14 protein-coding genes are annotated in these 17,272 nt (G+C 59.3%); 4 read left to right on the forward strand and 10 right to left on the reverse strand.

The genetic code is table 11. The annotated features are described in order from the left end of the window. Nucleotides 1–22: 22 nt before the first annotated feature. Nucleotides 23–781 (reverse strand): SDR family NAD(P)-dependent oxidoreductase, encoded by a 759-nt coding sequence (locus RBB47_RS26100; RefSeq protein WP_305988849.1) that lies wholly within the window; start codon nt 779–781, stop codon nt 23–25. A 123-nt stretch (nt 782–904) separates the two neighbouring features. On the opposite strand from RBB47_RS26100, the gene RBB47_RS26105 reads away from it, so the two are divergent. Together RBB47_RS26105 and bfr are read left to right on the forward strand one after the other, a co-directional pair. Beyond that, the gene (locus tag RBB47_RS26105; RefSeq protein ID WP_305988850.1) at nt 905–1,147 is read left to right on the forward strand and encodes a bacterioferritin-associated ferredoxin; all 243 of its coding nucleotides are present in this window, start codon (nt 905–907) and stop codon (nt 1,145–1,147) included. 15 nt (nt 1,148–1,162) lie between these two features. After that, a complete protein-coding gene (gene bfr, locus RBB47_RS26110) occupies nt 1,163–1,648 on the forward strand; it encodes a bacterioferritin (protein WP_305988851.1) in 486 nt (161 codons plus the stop codon). 3 nt (nt 1,649–1,651) lie between these two features. Here bfr and RBB47_RS26115 read toward each other — a convergent pair whose 3' ends face one another. From RBB47_RS26115 to RBB47_RS26130, 4 genes are all read right to left on the reverse strand, one after another. Then, nucleotides 1,652–2,365, reverse strand: a complete 714-nt coding sequence (locus RBB47_RS26115) for an ATP-binding cassette domain-containing protein (RefSeq protein ID WP_305988852.1) — start codon at nt 2,363–2,365, stop codon at nt 1,652–1,654. Between the two features lie 6 nt (nt 2,366–2,371). Then, the gene (locus tag RBB47_RS26120; RefSeq protein WP_305988853.1) at nt 2,372–4,072 is read right to left on the reverse strand and encodes an ABC transporter permease; all 1,701 of its coding nucleotides are present in this window, start codon (nt 4,070–4,072) and stop codon (nt 2,372–2,374) included. A 7-nt stretch (nt 4,073–4,079) separates the two neighbouring features. Beyond that, nucleotides 4,080–5,297 (reverse strand): ABC transporter substrate-binding protein, encoded by a 1,218-nt coding sequence (locus RBB47_RS26125; RefSeq protein WP_305988854.1) that lies wholly within the window; start codon nt 5,295–5,297, stop codon nt 4,080–4,082. 127 nt (nt 5,298–5,424) lie between these two features. Continuing rightward, nucleotides 5,425–5,880 (reverse strand): winged helix-turn-helix transcriptional regulator, encoded by a 456-nt coding sequence (locus RBB47_RS26130; protein WP_305988855.1) that lies wholly within the window; start codon nt 5,878–5,880, stop codon nt 5,425–5,427. 140 nt (nt 5,881–6,020) lie between these two features. Here RBB47_RS26130 and putA point away from each other — a divergent pair, with 140 nt between their 5' ends. Further along, entirely contained in the window at nt 6,021–9,161 is a 3,141-nt protein-coding gene (putA, locus tag RBB47_RS26135) for a bifunctional proline dehydrogenase/L-glutamate gamma-semialdehyde dehydrogenase PutA (RefSeq protein WP_305988856.1), read from the forward strand. Nucleotides 9,162–9,687: 526 nt separating this feature from the next. On the opposite strand, the gene RBB47_RS26140 is transcribed toward putA, so the two are convergent. The 5 genes from RBB47_RS26140 to RBB47_RS26160 form a co-directional block, all read right to left on the reverse strand. Next, nucleotides 9,688–10,572 (reverse strand): hypothetical protein, encoded by an 885-nt coding sequence (locus RBB47_RS26140; RefSeq protein ID WP_305988857.1) that lies wholly within the window; start codon nt 10,570–10,572, stop codon nt 9,688–9,690. Nucleotides 10,573–10,677: 105 nt separating this feature from the next. Continuing rightward, on the reverse strand, nt 10,678–13,149 hold the full coding sequence (gene hrpB, locus RBB47_RS26145; RefSeq protein WP_305988858.1) for an ATP-dependent helicase HrpB: 2,472 nt from the start codon (nt 13,147–13,149) through the stop codon (nt 10,678–10,680). A gap of 10 nt (nt 13,150–13,159) precedes the next feature. Beyond that, nucleotides 13,160–14,200: a glucokinase gene (gene glk / locus RBB47_RS26150; protein WP_305988859.1), complete on the reverse strand. Its 1,041-nt coding sequence runs from the start codon at nt 14,198–14,200 to the stop codon at nt 13,160–13,162. Then, nucleotides 14,197–14,628 carry a methylglyoxal synthase gene (locus tag RBB47_RS26155; protein WP_305988860.1) on the reverse strand — a complete coding sequence of 144 codons (432 nt, stop codon included), beginning with the start codon at nt 14,626–14,628 and terminating at the stop codon, nt 14,197–14,199. The genes glk and RBB47_RS26155 overlap by 4 nt, the downstream gene beginning before the upstream one ends. Nucleotides 14,629–14,830: 202 nt before the next feature. Continuing rightward, complete coding sequence (locus RBB47_RS26160; protein ID WP_305988861.1) at nt 14,831–15,682, reverse strand: DUF1194 domain-containing protein; 852 nt, start codon at nt 15,680–15,682, stop codon at nt 14,831–14,833. A gap of 471 nt (nt 15,683–16,153) precedes the next feature. On the opposite strand from RBB47_RS26160, the gene RBB47_RS26165 reads away from it, so the two are divergent. Continuing rightward, a complete protein-coding gene (locus RBB47_RS26165; RefSeq protein WP_305988862.1) occupies nt 16,154–17,218 on the forward strand; it encodes a sugar-binding transcriptional regulator in 1,065 nt (354 codons plus the stop codon). The last annotated feature ends 54 nt before the right edge of the window (nt 17,219–17,272 follow it).

Below are 17,272 nucleotides of genomic sequence, written 5' to 3' on the forward strand. Positions count from 1 at the left end.
ACTGACAATTGAGGTTGCCGGATCAAACGTGTTGTCCGCCGTTGATGTGAATCTCTGATCCCGTCACGTAAGACGACTTCTCAGAACACAGATAGTAGATTGTGTCTGCGACTTCGTTGGGAAGACCGAGGCGCCGCAACGGAATGTTGTCAATCATCTTTTCGGTTCCCGGCGACAGAATTGAGGTGTCGATTTCACCGGGCGCGATGGCATTTACTCTTATTCCATGCGGTCCGAAGTCCGCCGCCATCTCGCGCGTGAGCGCTGCCAGCGCTGCCTTGGACGTTGCATAAGCGGTTCCTGCGAACGGGTGCACGCGCATTCCTGCGATGGAAGTCACGTTCACGACGGAGCCTTTTGCAATGTTGAGCTCCTCAAAGAGGCCTCGTCCCAGCAAGATCGGGGCAAAGAAATTGACCTGAAACACGGTTCGCCATTCGTGCATGGCCGTGGTCAGGGAATTCAGGCGTTCACCTTCGGCGCCCTTGGGACTGATGCCGGCATTGTTGACCAGTGCGTTCAGGCGTGAGCCGTTGGCTTCAAGCCGCTTGCGAATTTCCTGGACAGCGAAGCCGAGGTTTTCAGGGTCTGACAGATCGACCTGTATGTGATCCTCCGGACCCATGGGCCAGGGGCATTTGTCCGAAAACGCCTGGCGGGAACAGGTGATCACGCGCCAGTTTTCGGCTGAAAAACGCTTGACGGTCGCATGTCCAATGCCGCGGCTTGCGCCGGTCAGCACGAGTGTCGGACGGGTATCGGAGGCGTCCATGCCGCTCATTTCAGGTCCTTGCCGGTTCGCGAGATTCAGAAAAAGTTGACTCTTATAGTGGGGTTTCGTTATTGCGCATTAAACCCCTAGTGCCAATATGTCCGGGAAATCGGATCCTGTGCGAACCCTACAATGATCATCTGCTCCTGTAATGTTCTTTCTGAAAAGCAGCTTCGCGAAGCCGCTGAAGAAATGCGTGCAGATCCCAACGGCAAGGTGCCGACGCCGGGGGCCGTGTTCCGCCACCTGGGGTGCCGGCCGAGATGCGGGAGTTGTTTTCCGTCCGTTATTGACATCATTCACGAAAAGGGGTCTGAAGAGGCGAGGGAAAGTCAGGCTGCGCCCGCGCCACTCAAGCGGGCAGCGGGGCAATAGTTTGGAGAGGGTCTTATGAAGGGCGAAGCGCAAGTCATCGATTATCTGAACAAGGCTCTGCGGCACGAGCTCACGGCAGTGAACCAGTACTGGGTGCATGCGCGGCTGCTTACAGATTGGGGTTTCGGCAAGCTTGCGGACAAGGAACTGGAAGAAGCCGACGAAGAGCGTCAGCATGCCCAGGAGCTGATGGACCGGATCATTTTTCTGGAAGGCCTTCCCAACTTGCAGACCCTTGATCCGCTTCGGATCGGCCAGAATGTCAAGGAATGCCTGGAAGGGGACCTCGCTGCAGAATACGTCGCCCGCGCACTCTACCACGAAGCGCGCGAGATCTGCCGCGATCTCGGTGACTATGTCTCCATGGCGCTTTTCGAAAAGCTGCTGAGCGACGAAGAAAGCCATATCGATTTCCTGGAAACCCAGCTCGGTCTGATCGAGCAGATCGGCATCGACAACTATTCGCTGCTGCAGGCCGAATCGGCCGACCAGGCTGAATAGGTTTTACCGTTCAGATACAGCTATCTGCGGCTGCCTCGTTTCGGAGCAGCCGTTTTCGTTTGTCGTGCCATCCAAAAAATGAACCATGCCGCCGGCTGACCGGGCGTCTTCCTCGTCGTGCGTGACAAGCAGCACCGGCAAGTCGTTCGCCCGGGCGAGACGAAACACCAGGTCGCGCACGTCCGACCTGCGGGTCTGGTCGAGGCTGGAGAATGGTTCATCCAGCAAAAGCGCTCTCGGTTCGGCAAGCAGTGTCCGCATCAGGGCAACGCGGGTTTGCTGTCCTCCGGAAAGGGTCGCCGGATCGCGTGCTCCAAAGCCGGCCAGTCCGACATCTTCAAGGGCCTGTTGCGCGAGTTGCCGGCGTTCCGCGCGTGCCCTGATCTTTGGCGGAATCGCAAACAAAAGGTTTTGAAGGACCGACATGTGTGGAAACAGAAGCGGTGCCTGAAACATCAACCCGATGTGGCGTTCCTGGGCGGGCAAAAACGTCAGGTCCTCACCGTTCAAGAACACATTTCCCTCGGACTGAAAATCCGGCCTCAGGAAACCTGCGATAAAGTCCAGCAGGCTGGATTTGCCGCTACCGCTTTCGCCCATGATCGTCAGGATCGTCCCCGGCAGGATATGGCAATCGATCTCCAGAAGCGGCTGCCCGTTCAGGCGGATGCCGACATTCTTCAACCGAAGACCGGAGCTGTCACCTGACCCTGTCATTCAAAATTACCTTTCCAGCCGCATGGCGGCACGATGCCTGAAAACGATGGAAGGAACGAGCGCAGCGAGACTGAACCCGACGAGGGGAATGATCAACTGCAACAGGGCATATAGAGCGGCGACCTGACGATTTCCTCCGCTTGCCAGTGCGACGCTCTCTGTCGTTACCGTGACGATGCGGCCTGCGCCGATCATAAGGGTCGGCAGATATTGGCCCACTGAAACTGCCGCGGCTACCGCAGCGGTCACAAGAACAGGACGCAACAACAGGGGAAGCTGGATTTGCCAGAAAATGCGCGCCCTGGAAGCGCCTGTGGATGCTGCCGCCTTGGCGTAGCGCGGATCGAGCCGGTTCCAGGGATCGCTCAGAGCGAGGAAGGCATAGGGAAAAACAAAGATCAGATGGGCAAGTAGAACAGCCTCGAAACTTCCGCTCAGACCAGCGAGCAGGAAAAGCATCTGCAGTCCAAACAGAAAACTGATTTGAGGCAGGAGTAGGGGTAGAAAAATGAGCGTGTTCAGCCTGCCACGCAGGGGCACTTTGCGATGACCGCGCGCCTCCAGAAGCCAGAGCGCCAAGGCCGTCGCAATACCGGCTGCAGCGGCGGCGATCGCAAGCGTTGCAAAAAGGGCAGGTCCGCCCATGCCGAAGGCATCGAACATGCGTTCAATGCCCCACCGCTGTGGCAAAGCGGCTGGAAACCACCAGGATCTGGCGGCGGACCAGAGCCCCAACAGCGCCAGGGAGGCTGTCATGATCGCGATGACCAGCAGCATCGGAACCAGAGCGGCCTGCCGGCCCAATGCATCGCCCCTTCGCCGGTGTCCGCTTTCAAACCGAGACGTCAGCCACAAGGTGACAAGGCGCTCCAGGCCGAGATAGGTGAGGAGCGCACCTGCGCTGACGGCAAGCTGCAGAAGAGCGCCTGCGGACGCCATCAACCGCTTGGCCAGGTCCGGATCGTTCATCCAGGAAACAAGGCGCGGCGCCAAGGGCGCAGGCGTTGTCGGCCCAAGGATCTGGGCAACATCGACGACCGACGTCGAATAGGCGATCACGGCGAGCATTGGCAGCCGGATCAGGGGATAGATCTGCGGCAGGATGAGTTTGAAGAACGTGCTCATCCGGCCGTATCCGAGACTGGCGCCTGCCTTGTAATAGTCCCGGATATGCGGCCTGTTGAGCGCGGCAAGGGTCATGAGGAAAAGAAACGGAACTTCCTTGGCCACAAGGCCGAGCGTCATCGCATACCCGGCTGGATCGTTCAGGATCAGAAGGTCTGGCGGCCGCGTCCACCCTGTTGCCCAGGGAGAAACTAGGCGCGCGAGAAATCCCGATGGTGCAATCAGAAAGGCCAGCCCGATCGCAGCTGCAGCATGCGGGACCGACAGGAGCGGCGACAGGAAACGGGTCAGGCGGTGAAATGTTCGCGTCCCGGACCATGCAGCAGTGAACAGGAGCACGATTGCCAGCGACAGGATAGAAGCCGCGAGGCCGGTGCCAAAACTCAACAGAACGGAGGTCGACAGACCCGGCATCCTGAAAAGCTCCCAGAAGGGTGCCAGCGAAAATGTATGGTAGCCAAGGACGGGCAGGTAGCCGAAGGCGGGCAAGACCGTGCCGGCGAGTCCAGCACAGACAGGCCCTGCCAGCAGGCTCACAACAAGAATTGTCGGTATGTCCGGACCGCCGGTCGCCTTCGGCAATGGAGCCTCACTCGCTCCCAGCGCCGTATCGTTCCAGCCAGGCCTCTTCCAGCGCGCTGACCCAGCTTGGGTGCGGCTCGGGCAGAACGGGACCAAGCTCTTCTGGCAAAAGGGTCGCCGGTCCGAGATCCATCGTGTCGAAAAGCGCCTTCTCGTTGGCGGGCAGGGCTGCCACGTTCAGTACCGTCGGATCGCCCCAGATTTCCGGTTCCTGTTTGCGCGTCTGGGCCATCGGGCTCAGGAGGAAGTTTGCAAAGACCTGCGCACCGGGCTGTGCCGAACTGTTGAACGGAATTGCCACGAAGTGGGTGTTGCCGATCGTACCGTCTTCAAACACGAATGTGCGCACGGTTTCGGGCAGTTCACCATTGGCAATCGCACCGGATGCGTCGCCCGGATTGAAGGAAAAGGCGATATCCAGCTCGCTGTCCGCCAAAAGCCGGCGCATGTCAGCGGCGTTTTTCGGAAACGTTTTGCCCTGGCGCCAAAGATGCGGATGGAGTTCATCCAGAAACTCGAACAAGGGAGCGACGGTTTCATCGAATGTCGCACTGTCGACAGGCCTGGACAGAACGTCCCGGTCAGCGACCGTATCGGCAAGCGCCTGCTTAAGGAATGTCGTGCCGTAAAAGTTCGGCGGCTGCGGATAGGAGAACCGGCCCGGATTGTTGCGGGCATATTCCAGGAGACCCGAAAGATCTGACGGCGGCGTTTCCAGTCTGGTGCTGTCATACATGAAAACAAGCTTCGCCATACCCCAGGGGCTTTCCTGGCCATCGGTCGGTACCGTGAAATCGACAATGACCGTCGGCTTGTTCTCCACGTCCACATATTGCCAATTGGGAAGCGTTTCGGCCCAGCCTGGTTCGGCAAGCAGACCGTTTTCTTTCATGGAGGCGAAATTTTCTCCGTTGATCCAGATGAGATCGACGGCCCCGCCACTTTCCTTGCCGACCGACTTTTCAGCCAGAACCTGGGAAACAACGCTTGCCGTGTCGCTGACTTTCACATGCACCACACGAACACCAAAGTCGCGCTCGACTTCCCGGGCTGCCCACTGGATGTAGGCATTGATGCGTGGTTCGCCGCCCCAGGCATGGAAGTAGACGGTCTGCCCTTTCGCGTCCTCAAGGACCGATTGCCAGTCCTGTTCCTGTGCGGTCGCCGCAAAGGGTGCGGCAATCATTCCGGTAAGGCCGACGAAGGCAGCGAGCAGTCGATTCATCAAAATCCCCTGGTTCATGCGCGATGAGTGGTGCCGTTCCCTCGCGCAAGCAGTGCGACACGGTCAAGACAAGGCTTTGTGAATACCTTTTGCGCAAGGCACCCGCCGACTTTTTGCCCCGGACATTTTAAACCGGCAAAACGTGTGTGTCCTTGATTTCCTCCATGACGGCATATGTGTGGGTCTCGCGGACACCGGGAAGGGCAAGCACCACGTCGGAGAGGAACGTCCGGTAGGCTTCCATATCCTTGACCCGGCTTTTCATCAGGTAGTCGAAACCACCGGCCACCATATGACATTCCAGGATATCGGCCGCGCGTTCGACTGCCAGCTTGAAGGCATCAAAGATTTCCGGCGACGTCCTTTCCAGCCGGATTTCAACGAAGACAAGCAGACCCCGCTCGACCTTCTTCGGATCGAGTGTTGCCGAGAAGCCCTCGATGTAACCTTCACGAATGAGGCGTTTCATGCGCTCGGCGGTTGCGGTCGGAGACAGCCGTACGCGCTCGGACAGCTCCGTATTGGTGATCCTGCCGTCTTCCTGGAGCACCTTGAGAATTCGCCGGTCGGTCGCATTTAACATGGAGATTTTCGCTTAAATTGGCTTTGATTCAAAGAAATACACTGAAAAATGATCAAAAAATAGGGAAAAATATCCTTTAAAATCGTCTATTTTAGAGAAATGTATAGTCTCGGCCTGGCGGGCCATATTGGGAGGTGCGCATGACCGCAACCGCTGCTGCCTTGATGGCGGTGAAAGACACCGAACTGAACCCGTTTCGCGCGGCGTATTCGCCTGACGAGAAAAAGCTGGTCGAAACCCTGTTGAAGGAGGCGGTTGGCGACCCGGTTGTCGAGAAACTGATCGACCAGCGCGCTCGTGGCTATATCGAGGACATGCGCGGTGTGCAGGTCGGTCTCGGTGGCGTCGAGGACTTCATGCGTGAGTTCGGCCTGACGACCCGCGAGGGCCTTGCCATGATGGTGCTCGCCGAGGCCTTGTTGCGCGTTCCGGACGCAAGCACCGCCGACAAGCTGATCGAGGACAAGCTGGCTGCTGCACGGTTCGACGATCCGTCCGGTCACAAATCAGACACCTGGCTCGTCTCCGCATCTTCCTGGGCGCTGGGCGTCACCTCCCGGCTGCTCCATCCAGGCGACACGCCTCAGAGCATCTTGTCCAGTCTGGTAAAACGCATGGGCATGCCGACGGTTCGTGTTGCGACCCGCAAGGCCATGACCTTGCTCGGACATCAGTTCGTCCTTGGAGAGACGATCCAAAAGGCGCTTGAGAGAGCCAAGACGCAGGAAGCCAAGGGCTACAGATATTCCTATGACATGCTCGGTGAAGGCGCCCGTACCGCCAGGGATGCGGAGCGCTATTTCCAGTCTTATGCCAATGCAATCGAAGCAATCGGCAAGTCGGCGGGCGATCAGGCGCTGCCCAACCGCCCCGGTATTTCGGTCAAGCTCTCCGCGCTTCACCCGCGTTATGAAGCCGTCAACGGTGAGCGTGTCCGCGACGAACTGCTGCCGAAATTGCGCCAGCTGGTGCAAATGGCGAAGGACCGAAACCTTAATTTCACGGTCGATGCGGAAGAAGCCGACCGGCTCGAAATTTCGCTCGATGTGATCGCAGCCCTTCTGGCCGATCCTGTCACCGACGGCTGGGACGGGTTCGGACTGGCCGTGCAGGCCTATCAGAAACGCGGCGTCGAAGTGATCGACTGGCTGGTAAACGCTGCCCGCAAAACCAACCGCAAGCTGATGGTTCGGCTCGTCAAGGGCGCTTACTGGGACACGGAGATCAAACACGCGCAGGAAGAAGGGGCGGACGGGTATCCGGTCTTCACGCGCAAGGCTGCAACCGATCTTTCGTATCTGTGCTGCGCAAAGCGCATGCTCGCGGCGCGGGACGTGCTTTATCCGCAATTCGCCACGCACAACGCCCTGACGGTCGCCCAGATCATCGAGTTGGCCGGCGGATCTGCCGAGGGCTATGAGTTCCAGCGCCTCCATGGCATGGGCGAGAGCCTTTATAAATCCGTTTGCGAGCGGGACGGGTTTCCGTGCCGGATCTACGCGCCGGTCGGCGGCTACAAGGATCTTCTGGCCTACCTGGTCCGCCGCCTTCTGGAAAACGGCGCCAACTCGTCCTTCGTGACGATTGTCGGCGACGCCTCCGTCTCCATAGACACCATGTTGAAGCGACCCGCTGAAATCCTTGATAACGGCCACCACGCCGTCAATCGCTCGATCCCGCTGCCGATCGATCTTTATGGCGAGAGCCGCAAAAACGCGGAAGGCATCGAATTCGGCTTCGCTGAAGAGCGCACCGCGCTCGTGGACGGAATGGCCAAGACGGTGGCTCCGTTCACGCAAGCCGGTCCGCTCGGAACCGGACTTGTGACGGCGGGTGAACCTCATCCGGTCTTTGCGCCGATGGATGGGACAACAAAAGTCGGCACGGTCCGGTTCGCGGATGTCGAAACGGCGCAAAAGGCCATTGAGATGGCCAGAAAGGGGTTTGAGGCATGGTCCCGCAAGCCGGTTAACGAGCGCGCTGCGGCCCTCGAAAAGCTCGCGGACCTTCTGGAGGAAAACCGTGACCGGCTGATGATGATCCTGTCCATGGAAGCCGGCAAATGCCTGCCTGACGGGATTGCTGAAATCCGTGAGGCGGTCGACTTCTGCCGCTATTATGCCGTTGAAGCCCGCACGCTGTTCGGCGAAGGCCGCCTGATGCCGGGACCGACAGGCGAGGAAAACAGGTACCGCTATCGTGGCCGCGGCGTTTTCGTGTGCATCTCGCCCTGGAATTTCCCACTGGCAATCTTCCTCGGGCAGATCAGCGCGGCTCTTCTCGGCGGCAACGCTGTCGTCGCAAAACCGGCGGAACAAACGCCACTGATCGCCTATGAAGTCGCCAAACTCATGTACAAGGCGGGCATTCCGGAGGACGCATTTTTCCTGGTGCCGGGTGAAGGCGATATCGGAGCTGCGCTCACGGCCCACAACGACGTTGCCGGCGTGGCCTTCACGGGGTCGACGGAGACCGCCTGGGCGATCAATGGAACACTGGCCGCCAAGCGCGGTCCGATCGTGCCGCTCATTGCCGAGACTGGCGGCATCAACGCCATGTTGGTCGATGCGACCGCGCTTCCGGAACAGGTTTGCGACGATGTCATGATGTCGGCCTTCCGGTCCGCCGGCCAGCGCTGCTCCGCGCTGCGTTTGCTTTATGTGCAGGACGATGTTGCCGACACGCTGCTGGATATGCTGCAGGGGGCGGCACAGGAACTGAGCCTCGGCGATCCGCGTCAGCCCTCAACCGATATCGGGCCGGTGATCGATGATGAGGCACGCGACAATATCATGGCGCATATCGACGACATGAAGGAGAGCCAGACCCTGCGTTTTGCCGGAAAGACGCCGTCAGGCGCCCTGGCAAACGGGTCCTGGGTCGCGCCGCATATCATCGAACTGGACAAGGCCGAAGCGCTGACCCGCGAAGTCTTCGGGCCGGTGCTGCATGTCGTGCGCTACAAGGCCAGCGACATCGACGCCGTTCTGAATCAGATCGCGTCTACTGGTTACGGCCTGACGCTCGGCGTCCACAGCCGGATCGATGCAACGGTGACAAAGGTCGTCGACCGGCTTTCCGTCGGCAACGTTTATGTCAACCGAAACACGATTGGTGCGGTTGTCGGCACGCAGCCCTTTGGCGGCTCGGGCCTCTCCGGTACCGGTCCCAAGGCCGGTGGCCCGATCTACCTGACCCGCTTCGCTCTGGAACAGGTTGTCTCGATCAACACCGCCGCCGCCGGCGGCAATGCCAGCCTCGTTGCAGCGTCGGATGATTGAGTGGTTTCTGACTGGGGCTGAACAGCCGTTTGGTCGCTGGACGCCAGTTACCTCTCCTATTGGGAGAGGTCGGCGCGAATGCGCCGGGTGAGGGGACAAACCAAAGTGCGAAATGCAAACGTTTGATCCCTCACCCTAACCCTCTCCCACCGGGAGAGGGAACTTTCGCATCGCCCCTTGCACAACAACTCTCCATCGTCATCCCGGACGCAGCGAAGCGGAGATCCGGGATCGGAAAGGCTCTCGATAGGAAATCAAGTTTCCGGGTGCCCCGGTCCCGGCTCGCGCTGCGTTTGGCCGGGACACAGAATGGTTTCTCGGATTTGTCGTCCCGGTTTGTCGCGTCAGCGGCAAGACCCGGACCCAGTATTCCGTGTAGCCGGCGACTGGCAAAACAGCCAGACAAGAGGTTACTGGATCCCGGCCTTGCGCTTCGCTCCAGCCGGGATGACGACGATTGCTTTTGAAACGTGTGGACTCACACCCACAGGGTCAAAGAGACAACGGTGAAAGCGCGTCAGCGGGACTAGCGGCCCGCCAGGGCAGCGTCACATTCAGTGAATTTTGCCGTCAGCCGCGACAGATTACGTTGGTTGAGCAACGTCTCGTTCCCGAAAACAAGTGCGATGGCATATTTGTCGACCAGTTGCCGGTAGGAACCATGGAGTGTCTGGCACGGCCAGAGCTTCTGAATGGTCTCTTCAAATTGTTCCGAAAAGGGGCCGGAAGAAGAGGTGATCGAGTAGAGTTTGTAGAGTTCCCATTGGTGTTCCGCATAGAGCCGCCAGATGAAGCGCTCCCGAAAATCAGCCCACTTGTCGCTGTCCGCCTTTGACTCTGCCAGGAAGTCAGGATCATCTATCTCGCTCATTTCGAGCAGGGATTGCTCCATCAAGTCGAGATACGCGCGATAGACGTCCCTTGGAGACTTTAAGCGATCGGGCAGGTCCACGCCGAGTTGGTGCCTGCACTCAAGCCGGGTGCTCAAAAATTCCAGATAATATCTTGGGATGCCGCTTGAGATCTGGTCTCCGATTTTTGGTTCCGTACTCTTGATCGCAAATCGCGCAAGCGCCTTTACAACCTCAAAACACATCCGGACCTTGGACAGCTGGGACGCATTTTCCTCGGCCTCAAACTTCGCCGCACCGTTTTGCATGTCTCGCCGAAAGGCCTTCTGATAGGGCACCCTGATTTCGGCGATCGCGTCCAGCATGGCCGCAACGCGATCGTTCGTCTCGAAGTTCGTCTCTTCGTTGCGCAGCCCCATGATCTCGTTGTGAAAAGGTTCAATCCGGAGAAGTATTTCTGCTGCGATTGCACGAGCTTCCGCCTCACTGACAAGATCGGTATTGCTTGCAGCGAAGGGTGTCGACCAGAAAAACAACAACAAAAAGAGCGTTGTCCGCATGCACTGGCTTCCTCGATGGTTCAGCCAAGTGGCTGAATCAAACCACGAGAAAGACCAACGATCAATCGAAACCGGCGTCGGTGGAGGAGAAGGCAGGAACGCATGTCACGTCCCGCGCGGCTTCGCTCGCCGGGTTGCCTCGGCCTCCGTCGGGTCGTCCGGCCAGGGGTGTTTCGGGTAACGGCCTTTCATATCTGCTTTGACATCCGACCACGACCCCGCCCAGAAACCAGGCAGGTCCTTCGTGATCTGGATTGGGCGCTGTGCGGGGGAGAGCAATTCCAGGATCAGCGGCAGCCTGCCGCCGCAGACACTTGGGTGATCCTTCAGTCCGAACAGCTCCTGCACGCGGATGGAAAGCGTCGGCCCGGCGGCGGCGCCATAGTCAATCGGCACCTTGCTGCCCGTCGGGGCGGTGAAGTGGGAGGGGGCGAGCTCGTCAAGCCTGGCTGAAGCGTCGTAAGGCATGAGGCCGGAAAGCGCATTGCCGAGCAAGGCGGCATCGAGCTTGTCCAGGCTTGTCAGGCCCGACAGGTAGGGCTGCAGCCAGGTGTCCAGCGTGTCGGTCAGAGTTTGATCCGACAGGTCGGGCAGATCGCTTCCGCCGTTCTCCCGGACATAGGCAATCCGCTTTCGCAGCCGTTGCTGGTCCTTGCTCCAGGGCAATCGCGAAACGCCACGCCGCCTGATTTCGCCAACAAGAGCTTTTTCGACGGCAGTCGGGTCTGCGGACCTGATGGTCGCCGACTGCAGCTCAACCGCTTTGTAGCGGGTGACGCGGCGGGCTTTGAGAGCGCCGTCACCGGTAAGCTGCACCTCATCCTCTTCGATAATATCATCGGCAAACAGGTCTTCGATTTCCGTCCGGGAAATCGGTGCGCAGAGCTGAATGCGGCCGCTTGCGGCCTTGCCCTGGATGTCCGCGACCGTGAGAAAAGGCTCAGCTGCCAAACCGTGCTCGCGCTCCAGTTCAGCGCCTCTTCCATTGGCAAGCCGGAACCGGCCGGTCTGACCGCGCGCCTGGGCGACCCGGTCCGGATAGGCAAGCGCCAATAGAAGGCCTGCGCTTTCAATGTCGATTGCGTCAGAATTACCGCCGGCGAGCTTCAACCATCGCGATGCAAGGGCACGGCCGTCCCGGGCACGCTGGCTCTTGTCGCTCCGAAGGTTTTGAAGGCGGCGGCGCAGGTCCGGATCACGTCCGCCGAGGCCCGGCTCTGACAGAAGGAGCGCGACCAGTGAAGCCGTCTCGCCAAGACCACGGTCGCTGCCCTCGATCACCATGTGGGCAAGACGGGGGTGCAGCGGGAGGCTGGAAAGTGCCTTTCCCTGAGGCGTCAGATGACCGGCTGGGTCAAGCGCGTGAAGGTCGGCCAGAAGCGATTTTGCCTCGCTCCAGGCCGCTGGCGGGGGCGGATCGGAAAAGGCCAGGCCAGACGGATCGAGCGTGCCCCAGGCCGCAAGGTCAAGGACAAGGCCGGTGAGATCGGCTTCCAGGATTTCCGGCGCTTCGGCAGCGGGAAGGGACACGGTTTGTGCTTCATCCCAAAGCCTGTAGCAGACACCTGGCTCCGTCCGTCCTGCGCGGCCCCAGCGCTGGTCAGCAGAAGCGCGCGAAACACGCACGGTTTCAAGACGGGTCAGGCCCGTCTGTGGTTCATATCTCGGCACGCGCGCAAGTCCGCAATCAATAACGACACGCACGCCTTCGATGGTCAGAGAGGTCTGAGCGATTGCGCTGGCGAGAACGATCTTGCGCGTGCCCTTGTCTACCGGCCGGATTGCCGCGTCCTGCGCCTTCGCGTCGAGGCCGCCGTAAAGCGGCGCTACCTGGCAATGGGCCGGAAGTTTGCCGGAGATGAGGTCTGCCGTGCGGCGGATTTCGCCTTGTCCGGGTAGGAACACCAGCAGCGATCCCGTCTCTTCGCGCAGGGCCTGCTGGATCGCACGAACAACCTGCGGCTCGATCCGGTCCTTGGGCTCCCGGCCGAGATATTTTGTCTCCACCGGAAAACTACGGCCCTTGCTTTCCAGCACCGGAGCATTGCCGAGCAGACTGGAGATAGAGGCAGCATCCAGCGTTGCCGACATGGGCAGAAGGCGGAGGTCTTCGCGAAGCGCTGACTGCACCTCCAGCGCGAGCGCCAACCCGAGGTCGCCGTCGAGCGAGCGTTCGTGGAACTCATCGAAGAGGATTGCCGCAACGCCGGTCAGTTCGGGATCGTCGAGGATGAGGCGGGTGAAAACCCCCTCCGTTACAACTTCGATCCGCGTTCTGGAACTGACTTTCGTCTCCATGCGCACCCGGTAACCCACCGTTTCTCCGGGTTTTTCACCGAGTTCGCCGGCCATGCGTCTTGCGGCTGCACGCGCTGCGAGACGGCGGGGTTCGAGAACAAGGATCTTGCCGTCTTGCCGCCAATCGGCATCAAGAAGGGCAAGCGGCACGCGGGTGGTCTTGCCGGCACCGGGCTCTGCAACGAGCACAGCGTTGGTGTTGCTTTCCAGTGTCCTGAGAAGGTCAGGCAGCACGCCGTCGATGGGAAGCGGAGATGAAAAGGTGCGGAAAGCGGTCATGCCGGCCGCATCAGTCCGGCAGGCTGGCGCGCTTTGCTGTCCATTGGCGGCCATGCATGTCGACTGCAAAGTCTCCGGGCGCGCGCGCAAAGGAGGCCAGACCTTCAAGCGCCGGATTGGAGTGGCGTACTATGAAAGTCGGGATCTTTGCCATCAGCGTCTGATGTGGCGCTTTTGCCTCGAAAGCGGCTCTGAAACCACCATCGGTCAGAAAGCGGGTTATCCTAGGCGTGATGCCGCCCGTCAGATAGACACCGCCTCGCGCAAGAACGGTGAGCGCGAAATCACCGGCGACGCGCCCGAGACTTCGCGCAAAGACTTCGAGCGTCTTGACCGCTGCAGGGTCATTGTCTTCCGCTGCATGGGTAATGCTCGCCGGCGTGTCGAATTGCCGTTCGACATTCATCCATTTGGTCACGGCACGGGCGAGGCGAGGCATGCCAGTTCCGCTCAAGACTTGTTCTGCGCCGATGCGGCCCCCGACACGCTCGATATGGGGCCAGATCTCGACTTCCTCCGGTGTCACCGGCCCGAGTTCGACATGACCGCCTTCGCCAGGAACGGGCACCCAGGTGCCGGCCGCATAGATCATTGCCGCTGCGCCAAGACCGGTGCCCGGACCCAGGACGAATTTTGCGCTTTCCGCGCGCACGGCACCACGGCCGATCTGCTCGACATCAAGACCGCTGTAACCGGGCAGTGCGAGGGCCTGGGCTTCGAAGTCGTTCAGCACCACGACTTCCTCAAGCCCGAGCTCTGAAATCATTGCCAGCGGCTCGATCACCCAGGCAGCGTTCGTAAGCGGGATGACATTGCCTGTCACCGGACCGGCAACGGCGATAATGGCGGTCCGGGGCTTCGTTTCCGCCTCAGGGAAGACAACTTCGCGGATCGCGGAAGAAATGTCGGGATGGTCCGCGGTCGCGGTTTTGCCGCACATTCGAGTGAGCGCATCGGAGTGATCGACCAAAGCGAACCGGGCATTGGTTCCGCCAATGTCGGCAACAAGAACGGGATAGGCAAAGGATTTTGATCGCTCGGAAAAACTCATGATGCAGCCGTGCCGACCTCGGGCGTGTCGGACGTTGTTTTGAGGCCGCGCAAGCGGGCGGAGCGCAGCAGGATATCCGCTGTGGATTCGTTTAGTGCCATTGGAATGTCATAGACGAGCGCCAGACGCATCAACGCCTTGACGTCAACATCGTGCGGCAGGGGTGTCAGGGGGTCGACAAAGAAGAACATGCCCTGCAGTTTGCCTTCGGCGATCATGGCGCCCAGTTGCTGGTCGCCGCCGAGCGGGCCGCTCTTCAACCGGGTGAGGGAGAGTTCCGGACAGGCCTCCTTGACGCGTCCTCCGGTCGTTCCCGTGCCGACAAGATCGAAGGCAGCCAGTTTCTCCCGGTGACGCTCAGCGAACGCGACCATGGCATCCTTTTTCGCGTCATGGGCGACAAGCGCGAGCGTAGGTGTGTCGGACATTGCAGTTCCTCTTTGCGATGCGACGGGCGGCGGATTGGTATTAGCCGCAAAGAGTGTGAAGCGCAAAGGGTGAAGTGACTTGGCAAGGGCGAAACCGGCAAAACCGGGTCATTTGCAGTAAGGTTCTAAGGGTCGCTTAAGACAAAAAAGGCCGTGCTCCCGTCTGGAACACGGCAGGAAAAAAGGAGAAAACGCGGCTTGATCAGTCGAAGAGATTACACCGCACTGGCTCACGCGCAGAGGCGTGCTGTATCACGGGCCGGTGGTCGTTGAGGTGCAGTCCCGCGATTTCCAATACAAGCTTCATCCGGATCGCATCTGCGAATCCTTCCTTCGATCTGACGGGTATCGCAAACGATCCAGGGCCACCGATAACGCAATCCTCGTAGTAGTGGTCGAGGTTGAGCATGGCCTGCCAGGTGTTCTTGTTCGACTTCATCATCAGCGGAAGGCCGTTGATGGTCACACCCGAGGCAATCATCCGGTCGCGCATCTCGGTCACCGAGCCGCCCTGATTGTTCGGTCCGTCACCGGAAATGTCGATCACGCGGCGCAGTCCGATGTACTGGTTGTTCTCTACGAGCTGAACGGATTTCTGCAAGGCAGACGCAATCGATGTTCGTTGAACCTGCCGAAGGGGAGCTTCTGCGATTTTCGAGGCAAAATGAGATGCGGAAGCCGCATCCTGAACGACCATCCATTCCGCAACGATGAAATGCTCGTCGACACCGCCCCATTCCATATAGGTCAGGGCGACACGGCCGATCGGGCCAACCTGGATCGCATCAAGAAATTCCTGCGAGGTCAGGGCCGAAACATAGCCGGCACGCTGAACTTCCTGTTCTTCGGTATCCATGGATTGGGAAATGTCGACAGCCAGAACGAGTTCGACGTCCACTTCATTGGCCGGATTGTAGGAATATTGCGCAGAGGCAGGCAGCGCAGGACGGTAATCCCGGGCTGTGGCGGGGGCGGTGAGCAGTATGGCCGCTCCGATAAAGGACAGTAGTCTTGCAACTGTCAGTGCACAGTTTTTCGTTATGTCGAGACGCATAGGTTTCTCCTAATTTCGGCCTGGCAGGCCTGTTGCCACGTCTCCCCATTTTTATTTTGTTGTTCTGTTACTCGTCTTTTTTGATCCTTGTGATTTTCACTTAGGCGATACGAATGCCTTGGGTTAGTTTGATAATTTACTTAGCAAGCTACATGCCAAAAGTAGCCGAAATCAATTTATCTGGCAAAATCAAATGTGCACGGAGTGCGTATATTCCACAGATAGGAATTAATTGCCGGATTGCTAGGCAAAAATTGCCCAGCACAGTCACGTTTCTGACACCAGGCGGCAAAATTTGCCGTGCCGATCACCCGTCGAATTCAGGGTCGATTGCCCAGGAAAGCAGCAAAATGCCCAAAATTCGGGAGTTTTTTTTGTTGACTGGCGCGCTCAGGCTGGTCATGATCTGAAGAAATTCTCACATAGTGAAGAATTTTTCGGCGCATTTTGCAATTGAAGGCGTCGGCAGAAATGAGCTCCTTAACGGAGCCGCGTATCGTTGGCGGGGTGCGGCACGTCTTCTGGCCGGCCCGAGGGAAGGTGTCGACGCGAATGCAGGCGCGCGAAGACGATTGGACATCATATATGGCCATCCGGGCGGCCTGGCTGTCGTTTGTCGGCGGCCGGACGCAGGGTGAGATCGCTTCGCAGCTGGGTGTGTCGCCGGCCAAGGTGCACCGCCTCATCGCCCATGCCCAGAAGGCCGGTTACGTGAAGTTTCAGGTTGACGGCAGGCCGATGGAATGCCTGCAGCTCGAAAAAGAACTTTCCCGCCACTTCAACCTGACCAATTGCATCATCGCGCCGGACCTTGGCGGCGGAGATGATGAAGGTGCGCTGCGAGCAATCGCCGTCTCGGCGTCGCAGTTCCTGACCGGGCTTTTGACGGGCACGAGCGTTACACGGCTTGGGGTCGGCATGGGCCGGACAATGACCGCCGCAGTCGAAGCCTTGCCGAAAACGGCGCGGTCCGATCTGGAAATCATGTCAATCTGCGGCTCGCTCACCCGCACGCTGGCCGCAAACCCGTATGACATCGTTCAAAAAATGCAGGAACGGACAGGCGGGATCGGATATTACCTGCCCGTTCCATATTTTGCGGAAAGTCCTGATGAAAAGGCGATGTTCCTGACGCAGCGCAGCGTGCAGGACCTGATGGCGCGCGCGCGCCAGTCCGACGCCTTTCTGATCGGTCTCGGGTCGGTCGAGAACGAGGGCCACCTGGTGCAGCGTGGCATGATTTCAAAGCAGGAACAGGAAGAACTGATGTCTTGCGGGGCGGTCTGTGATTTGATGGGCCGCTTTTTGACGATAGAAGGAAAACTGGCTCCCAATCCGCTCGGCGACTGTGCCGTCGGACTGCACTTCGACGAAGTGCGCGGGCGCCGCGTGATTGCGCTGGTGGGTGGAGAAAGCAAGGTGGATGCCACGCTTGCTGCGCTGCGCACCGGTGTCATTACCGATCTGGTGGCGGACGAGACCCTTGCGAGGGCTCTGAGTTCCCGGGTCGGATTGCAGCTGGCACAGTCCGCATGAGGCGGCTGGGTCTCGAGGGGAAACGGGCCGGTCAGTGAAGACGGGCCCCCGCAT

It is taken from the genome of Roseibium sp. MMSF_3544 (genome assembly GCF_030732845.1).
Classification (GTDB): Bacteria; Pseudomonadota; Alphaproteobacteria; order Rhizobiales; family Stappiaceae; genus Roseibium.

Coding starts and splice junctions, on each gene's coding strand:
- glk (WP_305988859.1), bottom strand. CDS start 14,200: ATGAGTTTTTCCGAGCGATCAAAATCCTTTGCCTATCCCGTTCTTGTT.
- RBB47_RS26115 (WP_305988852.1), bottom strand. CDS start 2,365: ATGACAGGGTCAGGTGACAGCTCCGGTCTTCGGTTGAAGAATGTCGGC.
- putA (WP_305988856.1), top strand. CDS start 6,021: ATGACCGCAACCGCTGCTGCCTTGATGGCGGTGAAAGACACCGAACTG.
- RBB47_RS26140 (WP_305988857.1), bottom strand. CDS start 10,572: ATGCGGACAACGCTCTTTTTGTTGTTGTTTTTCTGGTCGACACCCTTC.
- RBB47_RS26165 (WP_305988862.1), top strand. CDS start 16,154: ATGAGCTCCTTAACGGAGCCGCGTATCGTTGGCGGGGTGCGGCACGTC.
- RBB47_RS26160 (WP_305988861.1), bottom strand. CDS start 15,682: ATGCGTCTCGACATAACGAAAAACTGTGCACTGACAGTTGCAAGACTA.
- RBB47_RS26125 (WP_305988854.1), bottom strand. CDS start 5,297: ATGAATCGACTGCTCGCTGCCTTCGTCGGCCTTACCGGAATGATTGCC.
- RBB47_RS26155 (WP_305988860.1), bottom strand. CDS start 14,628: ATGTCCGACACACCTACGCTCGCGCTTGTCGCCCATGACGCGAAAAAG.
- RBB47_RS26105 (WP_305988850.1), top strand. CDS start 905: ATGATCATCTGCTCCTGTAATGTTCTTTCTGAAAAGCAGCTTCGCGAA.
- RBB47_RS26130 (WP_305988855.1), bottom strand. CDS start 5,880: ATGTTAAATGCGACCGACCGGCGAATTCTCAAGGTGCTCCAGGAAGAC.
- hrpB (WP_305988858.1), bottom strand. CDS start 13,149: ATGACCGCTTTCCGCACCTTTTCATCTCCGCTTCCCATCGACGGCGTG.
- bfr (WP_305988851.1), top strand. CDS start 1,163: ATGAAGGGCGAAGCGCAAGTCATCGATTATCTGAACAAGGCTCTGCGG.
- RBB47_RS26100 (WP_305988849.1), bottom strand. CDS start 781: ATGAGCGGCATGGACGCCTCCGATACCCGTCCGACACTCGTGCTGACC.